At 55.6% G+C, this 25,005-nt stretch carries 26 protein-coding genes, 3 tRNA genes and 1 pseudogene; 12 read left to right on the top strand and 18 right to left on the bottom strand.

The features are described from left to right. Positions 1–99: 99 nt before the first annotated feature. A complete protein-coding gene (locus tag NNN71_RS14715; RefSeq protein WP_249021878.1) occupies positions 100–915 on the top strand; it encodes a C40 family peptidase in 816 nt (271 codons plus the stop codon). Between the two features lie 123 nt (positions 916–1,038). Beyond that, positions 1,039–1,620 carry a superoxide dismutase [Fe] gene (sodB, locus tag NNN71_RS14720; protein ID WP_163447457.1) on the top strand — a complete coding sequence of 194 codons (582 nt, stop codon included), beginning with the start codon at positions 1,039–1,041 and terminating at the stop codon, positions 1,618–1,620. A gap of 80 nt (positions 1,621–1,700) precedes the next feature. On the opposite strand, the gene NNN71_RS14725 is transcribed toward sodB, so the two are convergent. Together NNN71_RS14725 and cydH are read right to left on the bottom strand one after the other, a co-directional pair. Then, complete coding sequence (locus tag NNN71_RS14725; RefSeq protein ID WP_271458800.1) at positions 1,701–2,867, bottom strand: MFS transporter; 1,167 nt, start codon at positions 2,865–2,867, stop codon at positions 1,701–1,703. 160 nt (positions 2,868–3,027) lie between these two features. Next, complete coding sequence (gene cydH, locus NNN71_RS14730) at positions 3,028–3,117, bottom strand: cytochrome bd-I oxidase subunit CydH (protein ID WP_163447455.1); 90 nt, start codon at positions 3,115–3,117, stop codon at positions 3,028–3,030. A gap of 294 nt (positions 3,118–3,411) precedes the next feature. Here cydH and purR point away from each other — a divergent pair, with 294 nt between their 5' ends. Further along, positions 3,412–4,437, top strand: coding sequence for an HTH-type transcriptional repressor PurR (purR, locus tag NNN71_RS14735; protein WP_064545731.1), 1,026 nt, complete (start codon positions 3,412–3,414; stop codon positions 4,435–4,437). Between the two features lie 3 nt (positions 4,438–4,440). Here purR and punR read toward each other — a convergent pair whose 3' ends face one another. Then, positions 4,441–5,367, bottom strand: a complete 927-nt coding sequence (punR, locus tag NNN71_RS14740; protein WP_163447454.1) for a DNA-binding transcriptional activator PunR — start codon at positions 5,365–5,367, stop codon at positions 4,441–4,443. A 112-nt stretch (positions 5,368–5,479) separates the two neighbouring features. On the opposite strand from punR, the gene punC reads away from it, so the two are divergent. Both punC and cfa read left to right on the top strand, forming a co-directional pair. Continuing rightward, positions 5,480–6,673, top strand: coding sequence for a purine nucleoside transporter PunC (gene punC, locus NNN71_RS14745; RefSeq protein ID WP_163447453.1), 1,194 nt, complete (start codon positions 5,480–5,482; stop codon positions 6,671–6,673). Positions 6,674–6,971: 298 nt separating this feature from the next. Next, entirely contained in the window at positions 6,972–8,120 is a 1,149-nt protein-coding gene (cfa, locus tag NNN71_RS14750; protein ID WP_249021880.1) for a cyclopropane fatty acyl phospholipid synthase, read from the top strand. Positions 8,121–8,159: 39 nt separating this feature from the next. Here the strand turns inward: cfa and NNN71_RS14755 are convergent, their stop codons facing one another. Beyond that, complete coding sequence (locus NNN71_RS14755; protein WP_163447451.1) at positions 8,160–8,798, bottom strand: riboflavin synthase subunit alpha; 639 nt, start codon at positions 8,796–8,798, stop codon at positions 8,160–8,162. A gap of 250 nt (positions 8,799–9,048) precedes the next feature. On the opposite strand from NNN71_RS14755, the gene mdtK reads away from it, so the two are divergent. Next, positions 9,049–10,422: an MdtK family multidrug efflux MATE transporter gene (mdtK, locus tag NNN71_RS14760; RefSeq protein WP_167575960.1), complete on the top strand. Its 1,374-nt coding sequence runs from the start codon at positions 9,049–9,051 to the stop codon at positions 10,420–10,422. Between the two features lie 44 nt (positions 10,423–10,466). On the opposite strand, the gene zinT is transcribed toward mdtK, so the two are convergent. Next, on the bottom strand, positions 10,467–11,114 hold the full coding sequence (gene zinT, locus NNN71_RS14765; RefSeq protein ID WP_249023324.1) for a metal-binding protein ZinT: 648 nt from the start codon (positions 11,112–11,114) through the stop codon (positions 10,467–10,469). Positions 11,115–11,388: 274 nt separating this feature from the next. On the opposite strand from zinT, the gene NNN71_RS14770 reads away from it, so the two are divergent. The 3 genes from NNN71_RS14770 (at position 11,389) to NNN71_RS14780 (ending at position 11,627) form a co-directional block, all read left to right on the top strand. Beyond that, a tRNA-Val gene (locus NNN71_RS14770) sits at positions 11,389–11,465 on the top strand. 4 nt (positions 11,466–11,469) lie between these two features. Continuing rightward, positions 11,470–11,546 (top strand) — tRNA-Val (locus NNN71_RS14775). A gap of 4 nt (positions 11,547–11,550) precedes the next feature. Then, positions 11,551–11,627 (top strand) — tRNA-Val (locus tag NNN71_RS14780). Between the two features lie 48 nt (positions 11,628–11,675). On the opposite strand, the gene NNN71_RS14785 is transcribed toward NNN71_RS14780, so the two are convergent. From NNN71_RS14785 to NNN71_RS14805, 5 genes are all read right to left on the bottom strand, one after another. Next, a complete protein-coding gene (locus NNN71_RS14785) occupies positions 11,676–11,993 on the bottom strand; it encodes a putative quinol monooxygenase (protein ID WP_167575961.1) in 318 nt (105 codons plus the stop codon). Positions 11,994–12,149: 156 nt separating this feature from the next. After that, entirely contained in the window at positions 12,150–12,488 is a 339-nt protein-coding gene (gene pspE / locus NNN71_RS14790) for a thiosulfate sulfurtransferase PspE (protein WP_249021881.1), read from the bottom strand. Positions 12,489–12,619: 131 nt separating this feature from the next. Then, complete coding sequence (locus NNN71_RS14795; RefSeq protein WP_249021882.1) at positions 12,620–13,249, bottom strand: carboxymuconolactone decarboxylase family protein; 630 nt, start codon at positions 13,247–13,249, stop codon at positions 12,620–12,622. 130 nt (positions 13,250–13,379) lie between these two features. Next, the gene (locus tag NNN71_RS14800) at positions 13,380–14,363 is read right to left on the bottom strand and encodes an aldo/keto reductase (RefSeq protein WP_271458801.1); all 984 of its coding nucleotides are present in this window, start codon (positions 14,361–14,363) and stop codon (positions 13,380–13,382) included. A gap of 16 nt (positions 14,364–14,379) precedes the next feature. After that, a complete protein-coding gene (locus NNN71_RS14805; protein WP_163447445.1) occupies positions 14,380–14,907 on the bottom strand; it encodes an NAD(P)H-dependent oxidoreductase in 528 nt (175 codons plus the stop codon). Between the two features lie 142 nt (positions 14,908–15,049). Between NNN71_RS14805 and NNN71_RS14810 the strand changes: the two genes are divergently transcribed. Both NNN71_RS14810 and NNN71_RS14815 read left to right on the top strand, forming a co-directional pair. Beyond that, positions 15,050–16,003 carry a LysR family transcriptional regulator gene (locus tag NNN71_RS14810; protein ID WP_167575966.1) on the top strand — a complete coding sequence of 318 codons (954 nt, stop codon included), beginning with the start codon at positions 15,050–15,052 and terminating at the stop codon, positions 16,001–16,003. 145 nt (positions 16,004–16,148) lie between these two features. Further along, complete coding sequence (locus tag NNN71_RS14815; protein WP_223802526.1) at positions 16,149–17,450, top strand: uracil/xanthine transporter; 1,302 nt, start codon at positions 16,149–16,151, stop codon at positions 17,448–17,450. Positions 17,451–17,539: 89 nt separating this feature from the next. Here the strand turns inward: NNN71_RS14815 and NNN71_RS14820 are convergent, their stop codons facing one another. After that, positions 17,540–17,746 carry a glycogen synthesis protein GlgS gene (locus NNN71_RS14820; RefSeq protein ID WP_163447442.1) on the bottom strand — a complete coding sequence of 69 codons (207 nt, stop codon included), beginning with the start codon at positions 17,744–17,746 and terminating at the stop codon, positions 17,540–17,542. A gap of 250 nt (positions 17,747–17,996) precedes the next feature. On the opposite strand from NNN71_RS14820, the gene NNN71_RS14825 reads away from it, so the two are divergent. Continuing rightward, positions 17,997–18,137 carry a hypothetical protein gene (locus tag NNN71_RS14825; RefSeq protein ID WP_100250004.1) on the top strand — a complete coding sequence of 47 codons (141 nt, stop codon included), beginning with the start codon at positions 17,997–17,999 and terminating at the stop codon, positions 18,135–18,137. Between the two features lie 53 nt (positions 18,138–18,190). Here the strand turns inward: NNN71_RS14825 and NNN71_RS14830 are convergent, their stop codons facing one another. The 7 genes and pseudogenes from NNN71_RS14830 to NNN71_RS14860 all read right to left on the bottom strand — a co-directional run bounded on the left by NNN71_RS14830 (position 18,191) and on the right by NNN71_RS14860 (position 24,829). Next, positions 18,191–19,057 carry an oxygenase MpaB family protein gene (locus NNN71_RS14830; RefSeq protein ID WP_271458802.1) on the bottom strand — a complete coding sequence of 289 codons (867 nt, stop codon included), beginning with the start codon at positions 19,055–19,057 and terminating at the stop codon, positions 18,191–18,193. A 17-nt stretch (positions 19,058–19,074) separates the two neighbouring features. Next, positions 19,075–19,950 (bottom strand): NAD(P)-dependent oxidoreductase, encoded by an 876-nt coding sequence (locus NNN71_RS14835; RefSeq protein ID WP_271458803.1) that lies wholly within the window; start codon positions 19,948–19,950, stop codon positions 19,075–19,077. Between the two features lie 128 nt (positions 19,951–20,078). After that, a pseudogene (locus tag NNN71_RS14840) lies at positions 20,079–21,009 on the bottom strand (MurR/RpiR family transcriptional regulator). Beyond that, entirely contained in the window at positions 20,975–21,925 is a 951-nt protein-coding gene (locus NNN71_RS14845; protein ID WP_271458804.1) for an ABC transporter substrate-binding protein, read from the bottom strand. Before NNN71_RS14845 ends, NNN71_RS14840 begins: the two are co-directional and overlap by 35 nt. A gap of 8 nt (positions 21,926–21,933) precedes the next feature. Next, on the bottom strand, positions 21,934–22,986 hold the full coding sequence (locus NNN71_RS14850; protein WP_271458805.1) for a FecCD family ABC transporter permease: 1,053 nt from the start codon (positions 22,984–22,986) through the stop codon (positions 21,934–21,936). Beyond that, positions 22,983–24,008: a FecCD family ABC transporter permease gene (locus tag NNN71_RS14855; RefSeq protein WP_271458806.1), complete on the bottom strand. Its 1,026-nt coding sequence runs from the start codon at positions 24,006–24,008 to the stop codon at positions 22,983–22,985. The genes NNN71_RS14850 and NNN71_RS14855 overlap by 4 nt, the downstream gene beginning before the upstream one ends. Then, positions 24,008–24,829 carry an ABC transporter ATP-binding protein gene (locus NNN71_RS14860; RefSeq protein WP_271458807.1) on the bottom strand — a complete coding sequence of 274 codons (822 nt, stop codon included), beginning with the start codon at positions 24,827–24,829 and terminating at the stop codon, positions 24,008–24,010. The genes NNN71_RS14855 and NNN71_RS14860 overlap by 1 nt, the downstream gene beginning before the upstream one ends. Positions 24,830–25,005: the final 176 nt, after the last annotated feature.

The following is a 25,005-nucleotide window of genomic DNA, read 5'->3' on the forward strand; positions in this document are numbered from 1 at the left end:
CACTATTAACATTTCGTGTTTTTATGGATTAGAATCGTTGAGTTTTGTAAACCATACCCAGGCAAGGATATTTAGCCTGCATACTCAGAGGGTTGTTCAGTGGCGCAGATAAAAAAATGGTCGTTCACGCTCTGTGCATTGTTGTTTACATCATTATCCTTCACGCCGTTGGCGCATGCTACAGGGCATGCCAAAACACCCACGGCGCAAAAATCGCTTCCCGTAAAAGGCAGCGAACGTAAGAAAAAGAATACGGTCAGCAAATCCAACACCAAGAAAAAGACCGCCACTACCGTTACGAAGAAAAAAACCACATCGGTTGTCGCTAAAAAAGCGGCCCCCACCTCTCGCAAAACCGCCGCAACGAAAACCGCGAAAACGAGCGCGGTGAAAACCGCCAACGTGGTGACCACCTGTAAGACGACGCGTAAAGGCCATAAGAAAACCTGCACCACCAGCCCGGTAGAAACACAACCCACCACGATTGCGCAGGCACACAAGGTTCGTGTCCAGAAAGCGCAGAAAACCGCGATGAACAAACTGATGGGTCAGTTGGGTAAACCTTACCGCTGGGGGGGGAACTCACCGCGTACAGGCTTCGATTGCAGCGGCCTGGTTTACTATGCGTATAAAGACCTGGTAAATATCCGCATTCCCCGCACCGCGAACGAAATGTATCACTTACGCGATGCCCGCCCGGTGAACCGTAGTGAACTGGAAAGCGGCGATTTAGTCTTTTTCCGTACCCAGGGCCGCGGCACCGCCGATCACGTCGGCGTATATGTCGGTAACGGCAAATTCATTCAGTCGCCGCGTACCGGTCAGGATATTCAGATTACCTCGCTCAGCGAAGATTACTGGGTCCGCCATTACGTTGGCGCCCGCCGCGTGGTGACCCCGAAGACCATTCGTTAATCACTTACCCCGTTTGTTAATAAACGGGGTAAGCTTATCTTTTCTCTCACCTTTTAATTTGCTACTCTATCCATACTCAATACAGGGTTATTGAGAGTACACAATAATAAAAGGAGAGTAGCAATGTCGTTCGAATTACCTGCATTACCGTATGCCAAAGACGCTCTTGTTCCACATATTTCCGTGGAAACGCTCGAGTATCATTATGGTAAACACCACCAGACTTACGTTACCAACCTGAACAACATGATCAAAGGCACCGCGTTTGAAGGTAAAACGCTGGAAGAGATCGTGCGCACTTCTGAAGGCGGCGTGTTCAATAACGCAGCTCAGGTCTGGAACCACACTTTCTATTGGCACTGCCTGGCGCCAAATGCCGGTGGCGAACCGACCGGTGCTGTCGCAGAAGCCATTAATAAATCCTTCGGCAGCTTCGCAGAGTTCAAAGCGCAGTTCACCGATGCCGCTGTGAAAAACTTCGGCGCTGGCTGGACCTGGCTCGTGAAGAAAGCAGACGGCTCTCTGGCCATCGTGTCGACCTCTAACGCGGGCACTCCGCTGACGACCGACGCCAAACCGCTGCTGACCGTTGACGTGTGGGAACATGCTTACTATATCGACTACCGCAATGCGCGTCCGAACTACCTCGAGCACTTCTGGGCTCTGGTTAACTGGGCATTCGTAGCTGAAAATCTGTCAGCATAAGTAGCAAAAAACCCAGCGTCGCAAAGCTTCGCCGGGTTTGATTGATTAACGCAGAGGGAAACGCCTTCTGCGTTTTTTTGTTACTGGCTGGCGATGGCCTCTTCACCATGACGACGGCCGCTCATGAACACCACCAGCAGGGCCAGCGCGGCGACAATCGCCCCCATCACCGGCACAAAGCTGTAGCCCAGTCCACCGGAAATCACCGCACCACCGGCCACCGCACCCAACGCGTTGCCCAGATTAAACGCCCCAATATTGACCGAAGACGACAGCCCCGGCGCTTCGTGCGCCACACGCATAACACGCATCTGTAGCGGCGGTACCACGGCGAAGGTTGCCGCGCCCCACACCACCATGCTGAACGCGGCACCGACCTGCGTTTGCGCAAGGAACGGTATGGCCAGCATGATAGCCATTAACAGCAGCAGGAACCCCTTCAGCGTGCCGCTGACTGAACGGTCAGCAAATTTGCCACCGAGGTAATTACCGATAGAGAACCCAAAGCCAATCAGCACCAGCATCAGCGTAATGAAGCCCGGCGTCGCATCCGTGATCGTACGCAACACTGGTGAGATATAGGTGTAAAGCGTAAACATCGCGCCAGCGCCGAGTACGGTGGTCAGCAGTGCGGAAAGCACCTGTGGGCGCACCAACACCGACAGTTCACGTTTCACATCAGGTTTTTCACCCGCCCCGCCCTTCGGCAAGGACAACCACAGACCGATAATGGCGATAATCCCCAGTCCCGCAGTCGCCAGGAACGACATACGCCAGCCGATTGTTTCACCCAGCCAGGTTGCCGCCGGCACGCCGCCAATATTGGCGATCGTCAGGCCCATAAACATCGTCGCCACGGCGCTGGCCTGCTTATGCTTCGGCACCACGCTTGCCGCTACCACCGAACCCAGGCCGAAGAACGCGCCGTGGTTCAGGCTGGTAATAATGCGCGACAGCATTAAGGTGGTGTAGTCCGGCGAGATGGCCGACAGCACGTTGCCAAGGGTAAAAATGGCCATCAGAAAGATCAGCGCGTTGCGGCGGGCACGATGAGAAAGCAGCAGCGTCATCAGCGGCGCACCGACCATCACGCCAACCGCATAGGCGCTAATCAGCATACCGGCAGCCGGGATCGAGACGTCAACGCCCTTTGCGATGACCGGCAGTAGCCCCATCGGCGAGAATTCGGTGGTCCCTATGCCAAAAGCGCCAATGGCCAGCGCGAGTAAGGGAAAATTGATTTTCATGCAAAAGCTCCGATTGGCCGCACGACAGACGCGGCATGGCAATATAGGGCAAAAGCATGACATTAATCACAGAAAAGCAGAAGTGTACAAAACAGCAAAAGATTATTGCTAATTTGCTAACAATCAGACATGAGGGCGCGAACGCCCCCTCATGGAAGAATCAATGCAGAACAGCGGTAAGTCCAGCGGCGACGATCAACGCCAGCACAATAACGGTCGTGGTGAGTGACATCTTAAGTTCGGTACTCATCAATTTTTCTCCTTTTTATGACCACAGCAAAACTGAGCTCACTCATTTTTGCACAGATAATCGTAAAAATCTTCACAGATTTAGCAGGATGTTGGTTTTTGCTCTTCCACTTTGCGTCCGGATACGTCAAAATTCGACGCTTATTTATAAGCGTACCGGCCATTGACCCCCTCCTGTCGTCCTGTATCGTTTTCCTGGCGAACCGCAATCCACAAAATTGCGTCAGGGTGTATAAAGGCAAACGTTTTCGTTTCGAGTTTATCAGGGGCAGGCCAGGGTCTGGAGTGAGATGGAATGGCAACAATTAAAGATGTAGCGAAGCGCGCAAACGTTTCCACTACAACCGTATCACATGTAATTAACAAAACGCGTTTTGTCGCCGAAGAGACACGGGAAGCGGTGTGGGCAGCGATTAAAGAGCTGCACTACTCGCCAAGCGCCGTTGCCCGTAGCCTGAAGGTCAACCACACCAAATCGATTGGTTTGCTGGCGACCAGCAGCGAAGCGGCCTACTTTGCTGAAATTATCGAAGCCGTTGAAAAAAACTGCTTCCAGAAGGGCTATACCCTGATCCTTGGCAACGCGTGGAACAATCTCGAGAAACAACGCGCCTACCTGTCAATGATGGCGCAAAAACGCGTTGATGGCCTGCTGGTGATGTGTTCCGAATATCCGGAATCCCTACTCTCAATGCTGGAAGAGTATCGCCATATTCCAATGGTGGTGATGGACTGGGGCGAAGCCAAAGCCGACTTTACCGACTCGGTCATCGACAACGCCTTCGAAGGCGGCTATATGGCGGGCCGTTATCTGATCGAACGCGGCCACCGTGATATCGGCGTCATTCCTGGCCCGCTGGAACGTAACACCGGCGCAGGACGCCTGGCTGGCTTTATGAAGGCCATGGAAGAAGCGCAAATCAATGTTCCGGCAAACTGGATAGTCCAGGGTGACTTCGAGCCGGAGTCTGGCTATCGCGCTATGCAGCAGATTCTCTCCCAGCACCCGCGCCCTACCGCTATCTTCTGTGGCGGCGACATCATGGCCATGGGCGCGCTTTGCGCCGCCGATGAAATGGGGCTGCGCGTGCCGCAGGATATTTCGCTGATCGGGTATGACAACGTGCGTAACTCACGTTTCTTTACCCCGGCGCTGACCACCATTCATCAGCCGAAAGACTCACTTGGTGAGACGGCCTTCAATATGCTGATGGATCGTATCGTCAGCAAGCGCGAAGAGTCGCAGTCGATTGAGGTGCATCCGCGCCTGATCGAGCGACGCTCCGTGGCCGACGGCCCGTATCGCGATTACCGTCGTTAAGGGTTAACTGTGGGCGTCCTGAACGGGCGTCCGCAGCCACTCATCGTTTAGCGTCTCGCTATCCCCCAAATATTCCAGCAGCCAGCTTAATGCCGGCGACGCTTCGCTCTGTTGCCAGGTCAGACAACAGGCTGCATCCGGGAACGGATTCTCCAGTTCCAGCGCAACCCACTCTCCGCTTTCCAGCCACGGCTGCGCCAGATGTCCCGGCACCATCGCCGCACAAAGTCCGGCAGAAATACAGGTCTCCGACGACGACCAGTCCGGCACCACCACCCTCTTCTGGTTATCAAGCAGCCAGGTCGTTCGCTTGGGTAGCGACCGTGAGGTGTCTTCCCGTACCAGCGACGGCCAGTTGCGCAGCACGTCATCGCTCAGCGGCCCATCCATCTTCGCGAGCGGATGCGTACTGGCCACCACGCAGTGCCAGTTGAGCATGCCCATGTCGCGAAAGGCAAAACGGCCACCAACCGGGATGGCCTGCGTCGCGCCAATCGCCAGCTCCACGCGCCCATCCGCCAGCGCATCCCAGACGCCGTTAAACACTTCCTGATAGACAATCAGTTCGACGTCGCTGAAGTGGCGATAAAAATCGACAATCAGCTGACGGGTGCGCTGAGGTTTCACGATGTTATCAACGGCAATCGCCAGCTGGCCGCGCCAGCCGTTGGCAATCTGCTGACACTGTTGACGGGTGATCTGCATTTTTTTGATAACAGAACGCCCTTCTTTGAGAAACCATGCTCCCGCAGGCGTTAATTCAACATCCCGATGGCGACGTTCAAACAACGGCACCGCCAGCCATTCCTCAAGCTGTCGCACCGTATAGCTTACTGCAGAGGGCACCCGGTGTAGCTCCTGCGCCGCGGCGCTAAAGCTACCGTTGCGCGCGACCGCATCAACCACTTCCAGAGAATATTCAGACCACATTTTCTGCCTGCAAAAAATTTGAATCCATGCCTCAAATATTAGCGTTTCACAACCGGGAATGCACTCTCTACACTCAGCGGCACAGTGTGAACTACGATAAAAAAGGCAATTTATGCAACCTGGGAAAGGATTTTTAGTCTGGCTCGCGGGACTGAGCGTGCTGGGCTTCCTGGCTACCGATATGTACCTACCGGCGTTCGCCGCCATTCAGCAAGACCTGCAAACGCCGGCATCCGCCGTCAGCGCGAGCCTGAGTCTGTTCCTCGCGGGTTTCGCCGTGGCGCAGCTACTGTGGGGGCCGCTGTCTGACCGCTATGGCCGTAAACCGATCCTGCTGGCCGGTTTGACCATTTTTGCCATCGGCTGCCTTGGCATGCTGTGGGTTCGCGATGGTACCACCCTACTGGTGCTGCGCTTCGTGCAGGCGGTTGGCGTTTGCGCCGCCGCGGTGACCTGGCAAGCCATGGTTACCGATTATTATCCCGCTCAGCGCACCAACCGTATTTTTGCGACCATTATGCCGCTGGTCGGCCTGTCACCTGCGCTGGCACCGCTGCTCGGCAGCTGGCTGCTGGCCCACTTTGATTGGCAGGCCATCTTCGCAACGCTGTTTATCATTACCCTGGTATTGATGCTGCCCGCTCTGCGTCTGAAGCCTGCCCACAATAAAAACGTCGCCAGTGAAGAGAAGCTCACGTTTTTACGTCTGCTGCGCAGTAAGGACTACCGCGGCAACGTGCTGATTTACGCCGCCTGCTCCGCCAGCTTTTTCGCCTGGCTGACCGGTTCGCCATTTATTCTGCATGAAATGGGCTACAGCCCGACGGTGATTGGTCTGAGCTATGTACCGCAAACCATCGCCTTCCTGATTGGCGGCTATGGCTGTCGCGCGGCGCTGCAAAAATGGCAGGGTAGCCAAATGTTGCCGTGGCTGCTGGTGCTCTTCGCGCTCAGCGTTATCGGGACCTGGGGCGTCGGCCTCGCGGAAGGCGTCTCCCTGACCGCGCTGTTGATCCCCTTCTGCATCATGGCAACCGCCAACGGGGCGATTTATCCCATTGTCGTTGCGCAGGCGCTGAAGCCCTTCCCACAGGCAACTGGCCGAGCAGCCGCGCTACAGAACACGTTGCAGTTGGGGCTGTGCTTCCTGGCAAGCCTGGCGGTCTCAACGCTGATTGCAACGCCGTTGCTGACCACCACGAGCGTGATGCTGGTCACCGTGGTTCTCGCCGGCATTGGCTACCGCATGCAGCGCTCTGCACGTCGTGCTGAACGTCAAAATGAGCACGCGAGTTCCCACGCCTAAACATCACTCATATCAATGTCATAAGAAATGATTAGGGCGCTAAGTTTTTAGTTGAATCAATACACTTAGCGTCCTATACTGGATCGGCATCACATAATTAATATACATTGAACTAATTAAGCGGGGGCAGGATAGCTTCCCGTTAAACCATGGATTGGCTTTCGGCAAGGGGTTCTTCCCTTCCTCTGTGCTACGTCGGATAGCAGGCTCACGAATTTTTCGTGACATTTCTCACAAACCAGAAAAAAGCGTCTACGCTGTTTTAAGGTTCTGATCATCAGGTCGGGATGGAGAAGCTATGAGCTCATCGTGTATAGAAGAAGTAAGTGTACCGGACGACGACTGGTATCGCATCGTTAGCGAGCTGCTAAACCGAGCAGGTATTGAAATCAACGGCAATGCCTCCTGCGATATTCAAGTCAGAAATCCGCGTCTTTTCAAACGTGTTTTACAAGAAGGTTCGTTAGGCCTTGGCGAAAGCTATATGGACGGTTGGTGGGAATGTGACCGTCTCGATATCTTCTTCGACAAGGTGCTGCGCGCCGGATTAGAAAATCAACTTCCGCACCATTTCAAAGATACGCTGCGCGTTGCCGGCGCTCGTCTGTTTAACCTCCAGAGCCGCAGACGCGCCTGGCAGGTTGGCAAAGAACACTACGACCTTGGCAACGATCTTTTCAGCCGCATGCTTGATTCATTTATGCAGTACTCCTGCGGCTACTGGAAAGAAGCCAAAACGCTGGAAGAAGCCCAACAGGCCAAGCTCGACCTCATCTGCCAGAAGTTGCAGTTGAAGCCGGGAATGCGCGTGCTGGATATCGGCTGCGGCTGGGGTGGTTTAGCCGCCTTTATGGCGAAAAAATACGGGGTTAGCGTCAAAGGGGTTACCATTTCCGCCGAACAGCAGAAAATGGCGCAGGCGCGCTGTGAAGGGCTGGATGTGGAGATCCTGCTTCAGGATTACCGCGACCTCAACGATCAGTTCGACCGTATCGTCTCTGTGGGGATGTTCGAGCACGTGGGCCCGAAAAACTACGACACCTATTTCAACGTCGTCGACCGCAATCTGAAGCCCGATGGTCTGTTCTTACTGCACACCATTGGTTCGAAGAAGACCGACAACAATGTCGATCCGTGGATCAACAAATACATCTTTCCGAATGGCTGTTTACCCTCAGTTCGCCAGATTGCCGTCGCCAGCGAGCCTCACTTTGTGATGGAAGACTGGCATAACTTCGGCGCTGATTACGATACCACGCTGATGGCCTGGTACGAGCGTTTCCTCGCCTGCTGGCCGGAAATCGCGGACAACTATTCTGAACGATTCAAGCGAATGTTTAGCTACTATCTCAACGCCTGTGCGGGCGCGTTCCGCGCGCGGGATATTCAGCTATGGCAGGTGATGTTCTCCCGAGGGGTAGAACACGGTCTGCGCGTCGCGCGCTAGTACTTCAACGCCTGCACCGTGTGGTGCAGGCGTTTTCCTTTACTCTGCAATCGCCTGGGTCACCGCGGCTTCTTTTGCCGCCATCACGCGCTCTACGGTGTCGACAACCGCCTGAGTTTGCGGATCAATCTCGATATTCACGCGATCGCCAAGGCGTTTTTTACCCAGCGTGGTACGCTCCAGCGTTTCCGGAATCAGGTGCACGCAGAAGCGAGTCGCCGTCACTTCCCCAACGGTCAGGCTAATGCCATCAATCCCGATAAAACCCTTATACAAAACATATTTCATCAGCGATGGATCCTGGATTTTAAACCAGATCTGCTTGTTGTTTTCCGAGGTCAGAATTTTTGCGACTTCTGCAGTGGTCATAATATGACCCGACATTAAGTGGCCGCCAATTTCATCGCTGAATTTCGCCGCACGCTCGACGTTAACCAGATCGCCCACCTTGACATCGCCCAGGTTGGTAATGCGCAGCGTCTCTTTCATTAAGTCGAAGCTAATCTGGTCGCCGTTAATTTCCGTAACCGTTAAGCAGCAGCCGTTGTGGGCCACTGATGCGCCGGTCTCAAGGCCAGACAGCATATGTTCCGGCAGCGCCACGACGTGGGTGCGGAAGTTAGGTTTTTCATCAATGGACACGATTTTTGCCGTGCCCTGCACAATACCAGTGAACATATCGTTAACTCCTGTTAATCATCGTACCGGTATCGCTACCGGTTTATCTGCTACGCACAATAGCAGTTGATAAAACAGGTTGCCACCTTCCGCGGCACGCCCCCTTTTTTTTGACTAGATTAATAGCAAATCCTCGCTACAATATCGGAGCAATTCCTCTATTTATTCTTCTTGCTGCCGGTTAAGGCGGCTTATCTGTCTCCCGTGCTCACGTACGGCGAGAATAAATAACAACAATACAGGTGTTCACGTGCAGAAGTATTTTAGCGAAGCGCGTCAGTTATTAGCTCTGGCTATCCCGGTTATCCTTGCGCAGGTGGCCCAAACAGCAATGGGGTTTGTCGATACGGTCATGGCCGGCGGCTACAGCGCCACCGATATGGCCGCGGTGGCGATCGGTACCTCCATCTGGCTGCCGGCGATCCTTTTTGGTCACGGTCTGCTGCTGGCGCTGACGCCGGTTATTGCTCAACTTAATGGTTCCGGCCGCCGGGATCGCGTCGCCCTCCAGGTTCGCCAGGGTTTCTGGCTGGCCGGTTTTGTCTCAATATTAATCATGGTGGTCCTGTGGAACGCCGGGCATATCATTCGCGCGATGCACAACATCGACCCGGCTCTGGCGGATAAAGCCGTTGGCTACCTGCGCGCGCTGCTCTGGGGCGCGCCGGGCTACCTGTGCTTCCAGGTGGCGCGTAACCAGTGCGAAGGGCTGGCGAAAACCAAGCCCGGTATGGTTATGGGCTTTATCGGCCTGCTGGTGAATATTCCGGTTAACTACATCTTTATTTACGGTCATTTCGGCATGCCGGAGCTGGGCGGCGTGGGCTGCGGCGTGGCGACCGCGTCGGTTTACTGGGTGATGTTCTTCAGCATGCTCTACTACGTTCGCCATGCGGGTTCAATGCGCGATATTCGCCATAGTGAGCGTTTCAGCCGCCCGGATTTCGCCATTCTGAAACGTCTGACCACGCTCGGGCTGCCTATTGCGCTGGCGTTGTTTTTTGAGGTCACGCTATTCGCAGTCGTTGCGCTGCTGGTTTCACCGCTGGGGATCGTTGACGTTGCCGGTCACCAGATTGCGCTCAACTTCAGCTCGCTGATGTTTGTCCTGCCGATGTCGCTGGCGGCGGCGGTAACCATCCGCGTCGGCTTCCGTCTGGGCCAGGGTTCAACGCCGGACGCACAGGTTTCCGCGCGTACCGGTTTGGGCGTCGGGATATGCATGGCAGTCTGCACGGCGGTATTCACTAGCTTGATGCGTACCCACATCGCCTTGCTGTATAACGATAACCCCGAAGTCGTCACGCTCGCAGCCCAGTTGATGCTGCTGGCTGCGCTGTATCAGATTTCAGATTCAATCCAGGTTATCGGTAGCGGTATTTTGCGCGGTTATAAAGATACGCGTTCAATCTTCTTTATTACCTTTATCGCCTACTGGGTGCTGGGTCTGCCGTGCGGCTACGTACTGGCGCTGACCGATCTGGTGGTTGAGCGGATGGGCCCGGCGGGCTTCTGGTGGGGCTTTATTATTGGCCTGACGTCGGCGGCAGTGATGATGATGCTGAGAATGCGCTTCCTCCAGCGCCAACCCGCATCGGTCATTCTACAACGCGCCGCGCGTTAATACGGCTAGCCCCCTCGCCGACTCAGGCTGAGGGGGCGCTGCGCTTAATGGTGCAGCATCTCATCCACTACCTGCTTTTTGGTCAACTGGTACGGGTAGTAAGTCGGCCAGTTGTCCATCTCTGTCAGCAAGGCTTCCTGAGATTTATTCCCCATAAAAATATGGAAGTGAGCGGATTTTCTCGGCCCAATAATATGGTCGCTGAACTGCACGTATTTCGGCGCAGCGCTGTTTGCATCCTGACACTCAAACAGATAGCGCACGCCCTTTTTACCTGATGCGTAGGTTAAGACTTTGTGCCCGGCGTAGCGGTACTTGCAAGCGCTGACCTTATCACCAACGTGAAATTCCATGACGCCATTTTCAATACCGATCATATTGACGTTGGTCGCATAGCCCGTGCGGTAATATTCTTTTATCTGCCCAAAGGTTTTACTCTTGTCTTTCGCGGCTTTTTGCTGGAAAACCGGATCCAGGTCGCCGGAGAGCAACAGCGGATTCACCGACTCCCACACCCCGTCCCAGTCTTCCAGGGGACGATCTTTTACATCGGCAACGTCAAATATCCCTTCTGCCGCCTTCTGCTCTTTTTCCGACAGCGGCTGACCGTGATCGTGGTGCCCATGTGCCAGCGCCTGGCCACTTACCAGTAACGCCCCCGCCACCAAAACCATTTTCCCCAGATGTTTCATTTGCATTTTATCCTTACCGTTTGCGCGAAAAAACAAACGCTATAACATAACATTTTCAATTTCAATCATCAGGGACAAAAAGGGTCGTTAGATGGATTGTCCGAGCAAAGTGACAACACGATAAAATCGAAGGAGATCAACGAAGTTAGATGAACCGCAGAAAAATGCAGCAGAGATGGGCAAAAGTTCTCCAGTCGGGTGAAATCACACATTTTCCGCTTGCCACAGCACGCGGCTGCCGCTAATATTCGTCCCCGTTGTCGCAAGCAACAATGCGTTCGTAGCTCAGTTGGTTAGAGCACCACCTTGACATGGTGGGGGTCGTTGGTTCGAGTCCAATCGAACGCACCATTATGCGTTTATAGCTCAGTTGGTTAGAGCACCACCTTGACATGGTGGGGGTCGTTGGTTCGAGTCCAATTAAACGCACCATTACGCGTTCGTAGCTCAGTTGGTTAGAGCACCACCTTGACATGGTGGGGGTCGTTGGTTCGAGTCCAATCGAACGCACCATATCTCCTCGATATGGCGCTTTTCTTCTCTCTCTTCTGCGAATCAATCTTACAGTTTTGTTAATCGCTGTACGTTGATGCTTTCCAGTTTCCCATCCAGAATTGCCAGAAAATCATCATGATAGGGCATCGCTACGTGCTTTTTCAGATCGGCTTCCGACTTCCAACGCTCAATAAAAATAAACGACACACCACCTTCATTTGCCAGTTCGCGGACATCGGGAATCGCCCGGCTTTCATGCAGATCGTACTGTAAGCACCCCGCTTCCTGATGCGTGAGAGGCACCATCGCCTGCGCAGCTTTTCTGATGGTATCGATATGTTCCTGGCGGGGCGTCAGGGTAGCAACAATCTTAACTTCGCTCATGTGAGATCCTTCGTGCGTCAATAACAAAATCGGGTGGTTGCACTGGGGAACCACCCGGATACCTGAACTATTGAGGCTAGCAACGTCGTCTCGATTACGCCAATCTATCTTTTATCAACGGGAAAGCCGCTAGCCTACCGCGAGTGGAGAAAAGCGCTATTTTACCAGGGGCTGTTTTTTCTCGATATCTTTCAGGCCGCCTTCATTAACTGCATTTTTATAGCCCATTTTTTGCAGCAGCGTTTCCGCTTTGCCTGACTGATTACCGGTGTTGCAGTACAGATACAGCGTGTCATTCTTATCCTGCGTCACTTCCCCAATGCGTTCAGCCAGCTGCTTAAGCGGAATATTCACCGCGCCCTGCACGTGCGTCTCCTGATACTGCTCCGGAGTACGCACATCAATCCAGTGTTCCGCAGCCCAGGAGGCAGTGGACGTCAGCAGCACAGCGCCAGCAAGCAGCATGTTTTTCAGTAATCGGGTTGGTTCAGACATGATATTTCCTCATTATTGAATGTCATGTCGAATTATAGCCCTTTGTTTTATATGGAATAGGCGAAAAACTCGGTAAAAGGTGACCTGAGTCGTGGATAGGCCTTTTTACCGACTGCTCGCCGTTATGCCGGCTAATTAAGATACTGCGCCAGCACCGCGCGAGCATTAGCCGCAATATCGGGCGCGCATTTTTCCGCTAGCACGGCGACAAAGGCGTGAAGCTGTTCCGGCGTGATACCGTTGTTGCAGCTAATCGCGTAATGGCTTTTCAACTGACTCTCCGCCCCGGGTATCGCCGCCAGAGCCGAAATGGTTGCCAGCTCGCGCGCGGACCAGCTCAGTACATCGCGCTGGAAGATATCACCAAACAGATGCGCCTTCAGGTAGACATCAATAGCGGGGGCAAAATCGAATAACGGCCCGCTAACCCTCTGCCCCACCAGCCGAGTCTGATTTTCCGTCCCCGCCGCCAGGCTGTCCCAGTTTTCGGGCAGCGGTGTCGCGGTGTTTCCTTCCTGATCCACGATCCCTCTTGCCTGACGGGCTTTGACCACTGACATAAAGCAGCCCAGCGCATTCAGGCTACGCGGGAAGCCACAGTAGGCGTATAGCTGTACCAGAACCTCTTTGATTTCATTTATCGATAAACCGGCATCCAGCCCCTCATTCAATGCCTGCGTCAGTTTGTCTATGTCGCCGCGCGCGGTGAACGCCGCAATTGGGATCATCGCCTGTTGTTGATTATTCAGTGAGTTTTGCATTGTCTTTTCTCCGTGAGGGGGCCGCGTCCCCATTAGCAGGTAAGTGCGAACAGTATAGTGAGCTCATTTGCGCATGATTAGCGCGGATAATCAGAACTGGCCTATGATTCAATTTCATAAATCCAGGTCGTTATTTGCCAGAGAACCGCAGGATTTCAGCCGGATAGCGTTCGCCCTGAATCGTAATATTGGCCCCTGCAATGCGCTGTAAATCCTGTACATCCAGCCGCACATTGAGTGCGCCAATGTTTTCTTCAAAGCGACTCAGACGACGAGTGCCAAACAGCGGGACAATCCACGGTTTTTGCGCCAACAGCCACGCCAGGGCAACCTGCGCGGGAGTGGCTTGATGACGTTCGGCAATTTCGCGAATCAGCACAATCAAACGCTGGTTACTGGCACGCGCCTCCTCGGTAAAGCGAGGCGTTTTGGCACGAATATCATTGCTATCAAATACCGTTTCAGCATCTATTTTTCCGGTTAAAAAACCTTTCCCCAATGGACTGTAAGGCACCAGACCAATACCCAATTCTTGCAGCGTGGGTAGCACCTGTTCTTCAGGCTCGCGAGTCCACAAAGAGTATTCACTCTGTAACGCCGCCAGAGGTTGAACCGCATGAGCGCGGCGAATAGAAGCTTCGCTGGCCTCGGACATTCCGAACCAACGTACTTTTCCCTCCGCTATCATATCTTTTATCGTTCCTGCGACATCCTCCATCGGAACATCAGGGTCGACACGATGCTGATAGCAGAGATCGATATAGTCTGTGCCAAGACGCTTCAGACTGCCCTCCACCGAGCGGCGAATCTGTTCTGGCCGACTGTTTACGCCTCCCCGATGCTCACCGGTTCGTTGATCGATATCCCAGCCAAACTTGGTGGCAATTTTGACCTGGTGGCGCAGCGGCGCAAGCGCCTCGCCTACCATCACCTCATTGGTCCATGGGCCGTACACCTCAGCGGTGTCAAAAAAATCCATCCCGCGAGCCACTGCGCTGCGCAACAGTTCAATCATCTGCCCCCGGTCCGGCAGATCGCGTGCTTTGCCATAGCCCATTGCCCCCAGCGATAGTGCGGAAACCTCCAGTCCTTGCCCCAACTTACGTTTGATCATTTCTCGCTCCTCTGCATTATTTCTCTGCCAGTAGCGTCGCGAAACGGGCCTGAAAATCGGCGACCTTATCTTGATTACCGCTCGCCACCTCATAAAACGCCAGCGGCTTGCAATAGTGCATCCCCACGTAGCGAGCGCTGGCCCTCATCGGCGTCAGTACCTCTTCCATGGTGTTATTCAGCAGACCATCATGCGAGTAAGTAAACTCACTGGCGCCTGCAGTTGTCACTATCTGCAGCTGCTTATTTTTTAACGCCGTACCGCCCGTACCAAACGCCCAGCCGTACGTCCAGACTTCATTGAGATAGGCTTTGAGCATCGGTGTCAGATTAAACCAGTGGGTGGGATAGAGAAAAACCACCCGTTCCGCCTCGCGGTAAGCCGCCTGTTCAGCGACAACATCAATGGTCGCCACTTCATCACCGTATATCGTCTCAAGGTTACGAACCGTCACGTTGTCTGCGTTTTCTGCCGTTCGTTGCAGGGCGCGGATCACCCTTGATTGGGAAAAATAGGGATGGGAAACAATCACCAATGTCTTCATAGCGTCTTCACCTTATCGCGTTCATCTTGAATGACAGGCAGTATGCCGCCGATGATTGATAACCTTAATAGCGTTTATGGTTGAATCGCCTTCAACCTAAAGTTAATAATGGTGAGCCATGAATCCCGTTCAGGAGACCACAATGGAACTCTCACAACGCGTTCGCGCGATGACATCCTTTATCGATGCTGCCGATGCCGGTAGCTTCGCCGCCGCCGCGCGTCTTCAGGGGGTAAGTACTGCAGCCATCAGCAAAAATATCGCCGGGCTTGAGCAAGCGCTAGGTGTCCGCCTGATGAACCGCACGACACGAAAGCTCAGCCTGACTGAAGAAGGCGCGGCGTTTCTCCAGCAAGCGCGTATCGCTATCGCCGCACTGGATACTGCCGTCGATACGGTAGTGGCGGGCAAAATGGAAACCCGTGGACATGTGCGTATATCCACTAGCGCCGCTTTTGGCCGCGAACAGCTCCTGCCCGCGTTGCCGGGATTACGTCAACGCTACCCCGGGTTATCCGTAGAAGTGGATTTTGACGATCGGGTGACCGATATCGTCCGCGATGGCTACGATCTGGCCATCCGCGGCGGGCGTATCATCGACTCCTCGCTGATTTCGCGCCCGGTATGTCAGCTCAACATGGTGCTGGTCGCCTCTCCGGATTATCTGGCAGAGTACGGCATACCGCAGACACCAGAGGATCTCAAAAAGCACCATCTGATCGCCCGTCGATTTCTCGGCGGACGGGTATCTCCGTGGGGATTCAGTGGCAAAGACGGTAGCCTGACCACCCTTGAGCCCGACTCGGCCGTTATCACCCTCTCCGCCCCCGAAGCTCAGCTTCAGGCGGCCCGGCTCGGGCTGGGGATTGCGCAGGTGGGGGTCCATCATGCCATCACGCACCTGCAAACCGGTCAGTTGAAAGTATTACTTTTTGGCCAGCATGATCCTGGCAGCTATGAAATGGTGATTCAGTATCCACATCGAGCGCTGATTGCCCCCCGCGTACGGGTAACGATTGAGTATCTGCTGGATACCCTGAGGCAGGATCCCTCGCTGCATTTCCCGCTTTCCAGACTGGCGGAGTTCGCGGTATAGGCAATAATGAATATATTCATCACACAAATAATGCATTTCATGCTGCCTGGGCGGCATTTCATTCCGCTTTTCAGGCCGTTAGTGCTGATTTTTCCCGAGGAGTGACAGAAAAGCATACAGTAGCGTTTATTTACGGATGTGCCCTATGCCGATTTCTCTCTTGTCACGCGAAAACCTGCTGTCCGGTTTTCAATGGTTCTTCTTTATCTTCTGCAATACCGTGGTGGTTCCCCCTACGCTGGTTTCCGCCTTCCACCTCCCACAAAGCAGCCTACTGATGTTGACGCAGTACGCGTTCCTGACCACCGCCGTTGCCTGTCTGCTACAAACGTTCTGCGGCCATCGCCGCGCCATTATGGAAGGCCCTACCGGGCTGTGGTGGGGAACGATTCTGACGATTACGCTGGCTGAAGCATCGCGCGGTACGCCGTTGAACGATATCGCCAGCAGTCTGGCGGTAGGTATTGCGATCTCGGCAGTGCTCACCATCCTCATCGGTATCAGCGGGCTGGGAAACCGGCTGGCGAAGTTGTTTACCCCAACGGTGATGGTCACCTTTATGCTTCTGCTCGGGGCACAGCTCACGGCGATTTTCTTTAAGGGCATGTTGGGGCTGCCGTTTGGTATTGCCAGGACTACCGTTAGCCTGTCACTCGCCCCGTTTCTTCTTTCGGTCGCGGTGATGCTGTTTGTGATTGGCCTGATTATTTTCCTGCCGCCGCGTATTTCGCGCTATGCGCTGCTGATAGGTACCGTGGTGGGTTGGGCGGTGTGGCGGATATGTTTTGGCGCCGCAGAGACTGCATTTGGTGAACTGCACTGGCAGTGGTTCCCGCTCGGCAGTCACGGTGCGCTGTCGCCGGGGATTATTCTGACCGCCGTAATGACCGGACTGGTTAACATCAGCAACACCTATGGCGCGATTCGCGGTACCGACGTATTTTACCCATCGGCTACGGCCAGCGGTGCGCACTATCGCCGCAGTTTTATCGTCTCCGGCATCATTACCCTCGTGACCGTGCCATTTGCCGTGATCCCCTTCTCACCCTTTGTTTCTTCCGTCGGATTGTTAACCCAAACTGGCGATAGCTCGCGACGCTCCTTCTTCTACGGTGGAATGCTGTTCCTGTTGGTCGCACTCATCACCCCACTCACCCGCTTCTTCTGCGCCATCCCGTTGGGCGTTAGCAGCGCGGTGATGCTGGTTTCCTATCTGCCGCTGCTCTACTCCAGCCTCGTTTTCAGCCAACAGGTCAAGTTTACCTCGCGGAATATCTATCGCCTCGCCCTGCCGCTGTTTGTTGGGCTATTCCTGATGAGTCTGCCACCCGTGTATCTGCAGGATGTCCCGCTCACTCTCCGCCCGCTGCTCAGCAACGGCCTGCTGGTCGGTATCCTGCTGTCGGTGTTGCTGGATAACATCATTCCGTGGGAGCGTATCAGATAAAGGTTCCAGATAGCGGTGTTATCTGGAAACAACAACGGGCACTGAAAGTGCCCGTTTGAATAAGAACGGGCCATTCGGCCCGCTAATGATTAACACATTTCCAGCGCTTGCGCTTTGGCCCTTTCAGCCTGCTTTCGGTAATGGTCATATCGCGCGCAGAACCAGATTCTCTGCTGCTCGTTCATGTTGCCGGTGATCGTGCTGATGTCGATGGGGTGGCCCACCGCGTACATATGCGCAAAGCTGCGGGCCAGAAAATCAAAATTGTTTAATGCCTGTAGTTCCTGTTTCTGCATTGCATATCCCTCCGATCTGGTACTCGTTTTTAAGGTTATATGCTTTCCTGTTTCCAGTATTCGCCTGTTATCGATATCTCTTTGAACACTGCGTGCGTATTTCAGCAGCGCTACGTCACATTTCGGCAATGAGGCCGGGACAAGAATGACGGTTCGTGCTGAATAGGCGGTCACGTCCATAAGCGGGTACATCAATCAACATTTTTGCAATATACTGTGACAAGTGTAGAACAGAGTGAGTAGATAACGAATGGAAATTGATCTGGATAACCTGGTCTTCGACGGCCTGGAAGAAGCGCAAGAGCGCAATGCGGAACGTCTGGACGATGCAGACAAAAAAGCGCAGGCGATTATTGCCGATGATGACTGCGGCGACGCCTGCAAAATCTGATAAAAAAGCCGGCACTGAGTGCCGGCTTTTTTTCGCTCACTTTTCTACTTTCATCAACGCTGCATACGCCGCATCGCGCAATGATAGGCGCCATTCCGTACCGAGCGACGCAGGACGGCCGCAATCAGATGCACGCTACCGCGAACCACACGCTGTTCCACCGGGTTCAGCCGTAAATCCAGCATCTCCTGGGCCCAGTCGGGCAGCAAATCGATACCGGCTTTCATAAAAATCCTCCCCGCAGGCTGCGTGAAACGACCAGGCAGCCGGGTGGTCATCAAAACCCTTGCCACTTCCCGGGTACGCGCATCGCAGCGCAGTTGCGGGCGCATCTGCTCAAGATAATCCGCCACCGCCTGGGGCGTTTTGGGCACATTACGCGCCCCCAGTTTTTCGGCAATGCTGGCCGATTCAATAAAGTATTGTGCCTGCCGCGCGGGCGAGACCACCGTACGCCGATAGCGCAGGTGCGAGGCCATAAACGAGCTGCATTCCGCTACGTGGACCCAGGTCAATAAATCCGGATCGCTGGCGGCGTATGGCGTACCATCAACGTCGGTACCGCTAATACGCATGTGGATGGCTTTCACTTTCGCGATCAGCCGTTCGGCATCCGGTTCCGTGGCAAAGGTGGTGGCGGAAATAAACTGGCTGGTTCGGCGCAGACGGCCAAAGATATCCTCGCGGAACGACGAATGATCCCAGACGCCTGCCAGCGCCAACGGGTGCAGCATCTGCAGCAACAGCGCGCTGATGCCGCCGCACAGCATCGACGTAAAATCACCGTGCACCGGCCAGATGGCCGACTGGGGGCCAAACAGCCCCGGTTCGCCGACCGGGCGCTCGAAATCAATTTCCTTGAGCGCCATCCCCGTCAGGCCCAGCACCTGATGCTCAATTCGCTGGCGTAGCCATTCCATTTGCGCCCCCTTCGTCGTCAGGCCTGACGCGCGTTATCCAGCCACGCGTAGACCGCCGCCAGATCCTGTTCAGCCAGCCCGTTTTGCGCGGCATTTTCCCACAGTGCGGCGATATCGCTCATCATCGGCATTGTGCCCTGCGGGGCATTTGCCAATGCCAGACGTGCGTCTTTCAGCGCATGTTGAAGCTGCATCTGCGGGGTGTAATCCTCTTTGCGGATCATCTCCAGCTTGCCCTTCACATAGGGTGCCGCCAGCGGGCCGCCTTCCAGCGTTTCCCACAGCTGCTCTGGCGTAAAGCCAAACTGTTTTGCCAGTTGCATGCTCTCTGCGACGCCCTGCATCATGGCGATAAGCCAGGCATTAATCACCAGCTTCATTTTCTGGCTGTTGCCCGCCTCGCCGTACCACTGGGTGCCGCGAGAAATAGCATCGAATACCTGCTGTGCGGCACCGGCGCGCGTCTGGTCGCCGCTTGCCATCACCAGAATTTGCGCGTTTTCAGCCGGCGCTTTAGTGCCAGAAACCGGCGCATCGAGATACAGCATATCCGGGCGCAGCGTATGGAGCAGCGCAATCGCCTCGGCGGTTTCCTGAATACCGATGGTTCCCATCTGGCAGAACGTCGCGCCCTGCGGGCACGACGGCGCAATGGTGCGGATAATGGCCTGCGTGGCGGCACCGTCGGTGAGCATCGCAATAATGACTGACGCATCGGCTACGGCCAGCGCCGCATCGTTGCACAACTGAAGACCGTTGGGTTGGAGATCCTCCCCTCGCCCAGGCGTACGGTTCCAGCCGTACACCGTGAACCCTTTTTTGAGCAGGTTGGCGGCAAATGCGTGCCCCATTGCGCCTAAACCCAGAACCGCTACCGCAGGCTGTGCCTTCATTTCTCTCTCCTCACATGTTCGGTCGTTTTTTGTAGCCTGATGATTTTCCGACCAAAAAGCAACCGGAGAATCCTGCGGCCCATCATAGTTTCCGACCGTGAGGTCTGGCATTAGCAAAGCTTGCGCGATTACCCTTTCCGCCCGCCGGATTTACCGATGGCTTTGTGAAGATCGTTAATACGTTTCATCGAACGAATCGTGCGCTGCGACGCGGTGGATGCCACCGACAAAACCAGCATTTCCAGACACACCATCACCGTACCATGTAGCGGTACCCGGCCATTTTCGCCGCGCGGCACGTGGATCACCACTTGCGACATCTCGCTAAATCGCGAGTCGGTCGCCTGGGTCAGCAAAATCGTTGGAATACCTAACCGCTCGGCCTCCCGAAGCGTAGTCAGCCCCTCACGGTGCGGTGACTTCTGGCCCATCATAATCAACACATCGCCGCGCTGCAGCGAGATCAACTGCTCGGCGAGGCTAAACCCTGTGCGATTCAGCACGTAAGACGGCAGGCCGATACGGTTGAATAACCGTGCGGTGTAGTCACTTAAAATACCCGATGCGCCAATGCCAAACAGCGCCACCTGGCGAGCTTCACTCAGTAACGCGACCGCCTGAGCAATCGCCGCACGGTTATCCGGCGTCGCCAACATCTCGCAAGCACGCTGATGCCCTTCCAGCACGAAATCAATGCTTGAGCTGACATCGCTGGTAAGTGCCGCGACGGTGGTGACCATTTTTTCTGCAGAACTGATGGTCGGGCCAAACCAGTGCTGCATGGCTTGCTTGAGGTCGCGCAGCCCGGCAAAGCCTAGCGCCTGGATGGCGCGGACCACCGTGGCGTCGGAGGTTTGCGTGGCGGCGGCGATTTCCATCGCCGTGTGGTCAAGCACCGCTTCGCGATTGTCATCAATCCAGTGAACGACCGCCAGCAAACGCGGCGAGAGTTGGGGGGCACGGCTGCGCAGACGTTCGCCAAACAAATCTACCCGCCGCTTTTCGTGACGAACGACCGGCGGGCTCATTTGACCTCCTGCGGGATCGGTCTTCCGGCAATATGCGACTGCACTTCCGCCACCAGCAGGCTTAAAGCGGCATACGAGTTAGAAATGACCTCTTCGCGCGGCAACAGCACATAATGTCCGCTGCGACACGCACGCATAAAGTCACACCAGCCCGGCAACACTTTTTCCATCTCATTGCGCTCATCCTGCGGTTTACCGCCGGTATCAGAGCGCCAGGTGGCAAAAACAAAATCAGCGTCAAGATCCGGCAACTGCTCGGCGCTCACATCCATACGCTCACCGTCCGGAATGCGCTCAATCAGCGCAGGGAAACGGAAGCCCGCATCACGCAGCACGCGGCCAAGAGCATGGTAAGAATGATGAACCGTTACCTTGCCGTTATTGGCCTGAATCACTGAAACGGTGATTTTCTGCGTATCCACGGTCTGTTTCAGCTGTTGGATTTGCGCCTGATAGCGTCGGTCGAGTATCGCCAGACGCGTCTCAGTGCCGGTCAACTGCGCCAGCTTGCGGTAAATCCGCGGCGCGCTACCCAGCAGATGGTCAATACTCACCGTCGGCGCAATCTTCGCCAGCTGTTCAATCGGCACGTTACGGTTTGGCTCGGTGATGATCAGATCCGGTTTCGCCGCCGCCACCGCTTCAAGGTCAATGTCGGCGGTACCGATGAATTTAATGTCGCTATTATCGAAATCTACGCCGGTCAACTGCGCGCTTGAACGCAGATAATGGCTGCCGTCCGGACGCGTGCGCCCGTGGCTCGCTACCGGCGGTACGCCGAGCTCAATCAGCGGAATGGTAATATCAAGATCGTGCATAGAAACAATGCGCTTCGGGTGTGCCGGCACCTGCACGACACGCCCGAGATCGTCGGTGAATGCCTGCGTTTGCGCACCGGCCACCGCGCTTATCAGCCACAAAGCGGGGAATAGCCCTCGAAAAGTCATCCTGAACCTCATAACGCGTCGCGACGACGCCACAACAGTAAAATAAAAAAGGGGCAGCCAATCAGCGAAATAATGATTCCCGCCGGAATTTGTAACGGGGCAAACGCCAGTCGACCAATCGTATCGGTCAATAACACCAGCAACGCGCCAATCAGCGCGCTGCCGGTCAGCAGCGACACCTGGCCGCCGGGAAGGAGAAAACGCGCCATATGCGGCGCCATCAGCCCGACGAATCCAAGGCTCCCCACGCACGAGACGCTCGCTGCCGTCAGCAGAACCGGCGCGAGGAAACGCAGCAGGGTCAGCCGCGCCAGGCGAACGCCGAGACTGCTGGCAACCTGATTGCCCAACATCGCCACATCCGCCGCTCGAGCGCTCAAGTAGAGGATGACCATCGCCGGTAGCGCCCACGCGACGGCCACCGCAAGCAGCGACCAGGTCGCCGCATGCAGGCTACCCGCAAGCCAGGTCATCGCCGTTTGTACATCACGAATATCCGCCGTGGTGACAAACAGCCCCATCGATGCCGACAGCGCCCACGACACGCCAATGCCAATCAAAATAAAGCGCGGGCGCGAGAGATCGCGCGCCAGTACCATCACCAGCAGTGCGACCAGCATGCCACCGAGCATTCCCGCAAGCGGACGCCATGTCAGGCTCAGTGAAGGAAAAGCCAGAATCAATGTCAGCACCACCACGCTGGTGCCCTCTTTCACGCCAATCAGCCCTGGGTCAGCCAGACCGTTGCGAGTGATCGACTGCATCGCGGCCCCGGCCAGCCCAAGCATGCCGCCGCAGAAGACAGCCATCAGCAGGCGCGGCAGGCGAATATCGCGCACGATATACACCTGCTGAGCGCTCAGTACGTCCGGATAAAACAGCGCGCGGCCAATGGCGCTGGTGGGAATCGGCAGCGATCCGCGCGTCACGCCGTAGATCACCAGCAGCCCCACCGCCAACGCCAGCATGGCAGCTATCTTTACCAGTCGGGGACGCAGCAGCACGCGAAATGGCCCCCACGTCAGAGGACGAAAACCCGCTTTGCTTAACGCATGCCTCATTTAAAAAACCTCACGGCAATGGCGATAAAAATCGGCGCGCCGACCAGCGCGGTCATCACGCCGGTCGCCAGCTCCTGCGGCGCCAGCAGCCAGCGGGCCAGAATATCGGCCAGCAGCAGCAATAATGCGCCGGTCGGTAGCGCCAGCAGCAGCCCGATACGGATATCCTGCCCAGCCCAGCGGCGAATGGCGTGCGGCACCACCAGCCCGATAAAACCGATTGGACCGGCGATGGACACCGATGCCCCGCACAGCAGCGCAATCGCCAGCACGCCCAGTATGCGCGTACGGGTTACCGCAACGCCCAGACTGCTCGCCACGCGGTCGCCGAGCGCCAGAATATTCAACCGGGGGGCGAGGAACGCCGCCAGCAGTACGCCCAGCAGCGCCGGAAGACTGGCGACGCGCAGCGTATGCATGCTGACGCCCGACAAATCACCCGCCAGCCAGGTCCGCATGGCCTGTAGCGTCTGCTCATCGAGGATCAGAATCGAGGCGGTCACCGCCGAGGCAAACGCCGACAGCGCCACGCCACAGAGGGTAATCTTCATCGCCGTCGCCCCTGCGCGACCGGAGGAAGCCAGCAGCATCACCAGGCCGAACAGCAGTGCCGCGCCGCCAGCCCCGGTCAGAGGGCGGCTGACGCCCCATTCGCCGAACGAGATCCCGGCCGCCGAACAGGCCACCACCGCCAGCGTCGCTCCGGCGTTCAAACCGAGAATATGCGGTTCACCCAGCGGGTTGCGGATTACCGTTTGTAGCAGCAGCCCGGCGACACCCAGCGCGGCCCCGGTCATTAGCGCCGCCAGCAGGCGAGTGAGACGTAGACTCACGATGATACGGTGGTCAAAATTGTGCGGGTCATAATGCAGTAGCGCATCAATCACGACGCGCGGCGCAATTGCCCGCGCGCCCAGTCCAAGATGGATCACCGCCGCAGCACATAACAGGCAGCCGAGTACCGCGAACGCGGCTGACGGATAGCGCGCGCCTCGACGCGTAAGTACGCTTTGTATCGACATCAGACGGTTACCGGTTGGGTGCTAAAGGGCATAAAGAAGGGCTTACCGCTTTGTGGGTTATGCAGCATCTGCACGTCAACATCGAACACCTGCTTAATCAGCGCGGGCGTGCAGTCCTGCGAATCGTGAATTACGCCCGCAACCTGCCCCTGCTTCATAAACACCAGCGTGTCGGCATAGTTCACGGCGAAATTAAGGTCGTGCAACACGGTAATGACCGTTCGTCCATGTTCGCGGGTCAGCTGTTGTAGCAGTTCAAGAATTTCCACCTGGTAGCGGAGATCAAGCCAGGTGGTGGGTTCATCCAGCAGGATAGTCGGCGTTTGCTGCGCCAGCGCCATGGCTATCCAGCAGCGTTGGCGCTGACCGCCAGAAAGGCTGTCCACCGTCAAATGCGCGTACTCAAGCGTGCCGGTCAGACGCAGCGCTTCTTCCACCGCACATTCATCTTCCGGGGACCACTGGCGGATGAGCCCCTGCCAGGGATAGCGCCCACGCGATACCAGTTCAAACACCGTCAGCCCTTCCGGCGTGAGCGGCGATTGCGGCAGAAGGCCCAACTGACGCGCCACCTGCTTTGTCGGCTGCTGATGAATATCTCGCCCGTCCAGACGCACGCCGCCCCCGAGCGGTTTAAGCATCCGCGCGATAGTATTCAGCAAGGTTGATTTACCGGAACCGTTCGCTCCCGCCAGCACCGTCATTTTTCCGACGGGCAGTGTCAAATTAACGTCATTGACGATACGTTGGCCGCCGTATCCAGCGCACAGGGACGCCAGTACAATCCCGCGTTCCTGCGGTTTTTCTTGCCGCTGAGGCATATTTCTTTCTCTCCGGCCGCAACGACGTGGTATCGTTCTGCACCTTAAATAAATCTCATTCTCTTTTGATCATGCTATGCCGTCATGTAGTAGTCAATAGCGCTACATTACCGCTTTACTTCATCAGGCTTTTAGCCCCTCACTCACCTCTACGGTTAAACCACTATAAATAAAAC

It is taken from the genome of Kluyvera sp. Awk 3 (assembly GCF_028069715.1).
In the GTDB taxonomy this organism is placed as follows: Bacteria; Pseudomonadota; Gammaproteobacteria; order Enterobacterales; family Enterobacteriaceae; genus Kluyvera; species Kluyvera georgiana_A.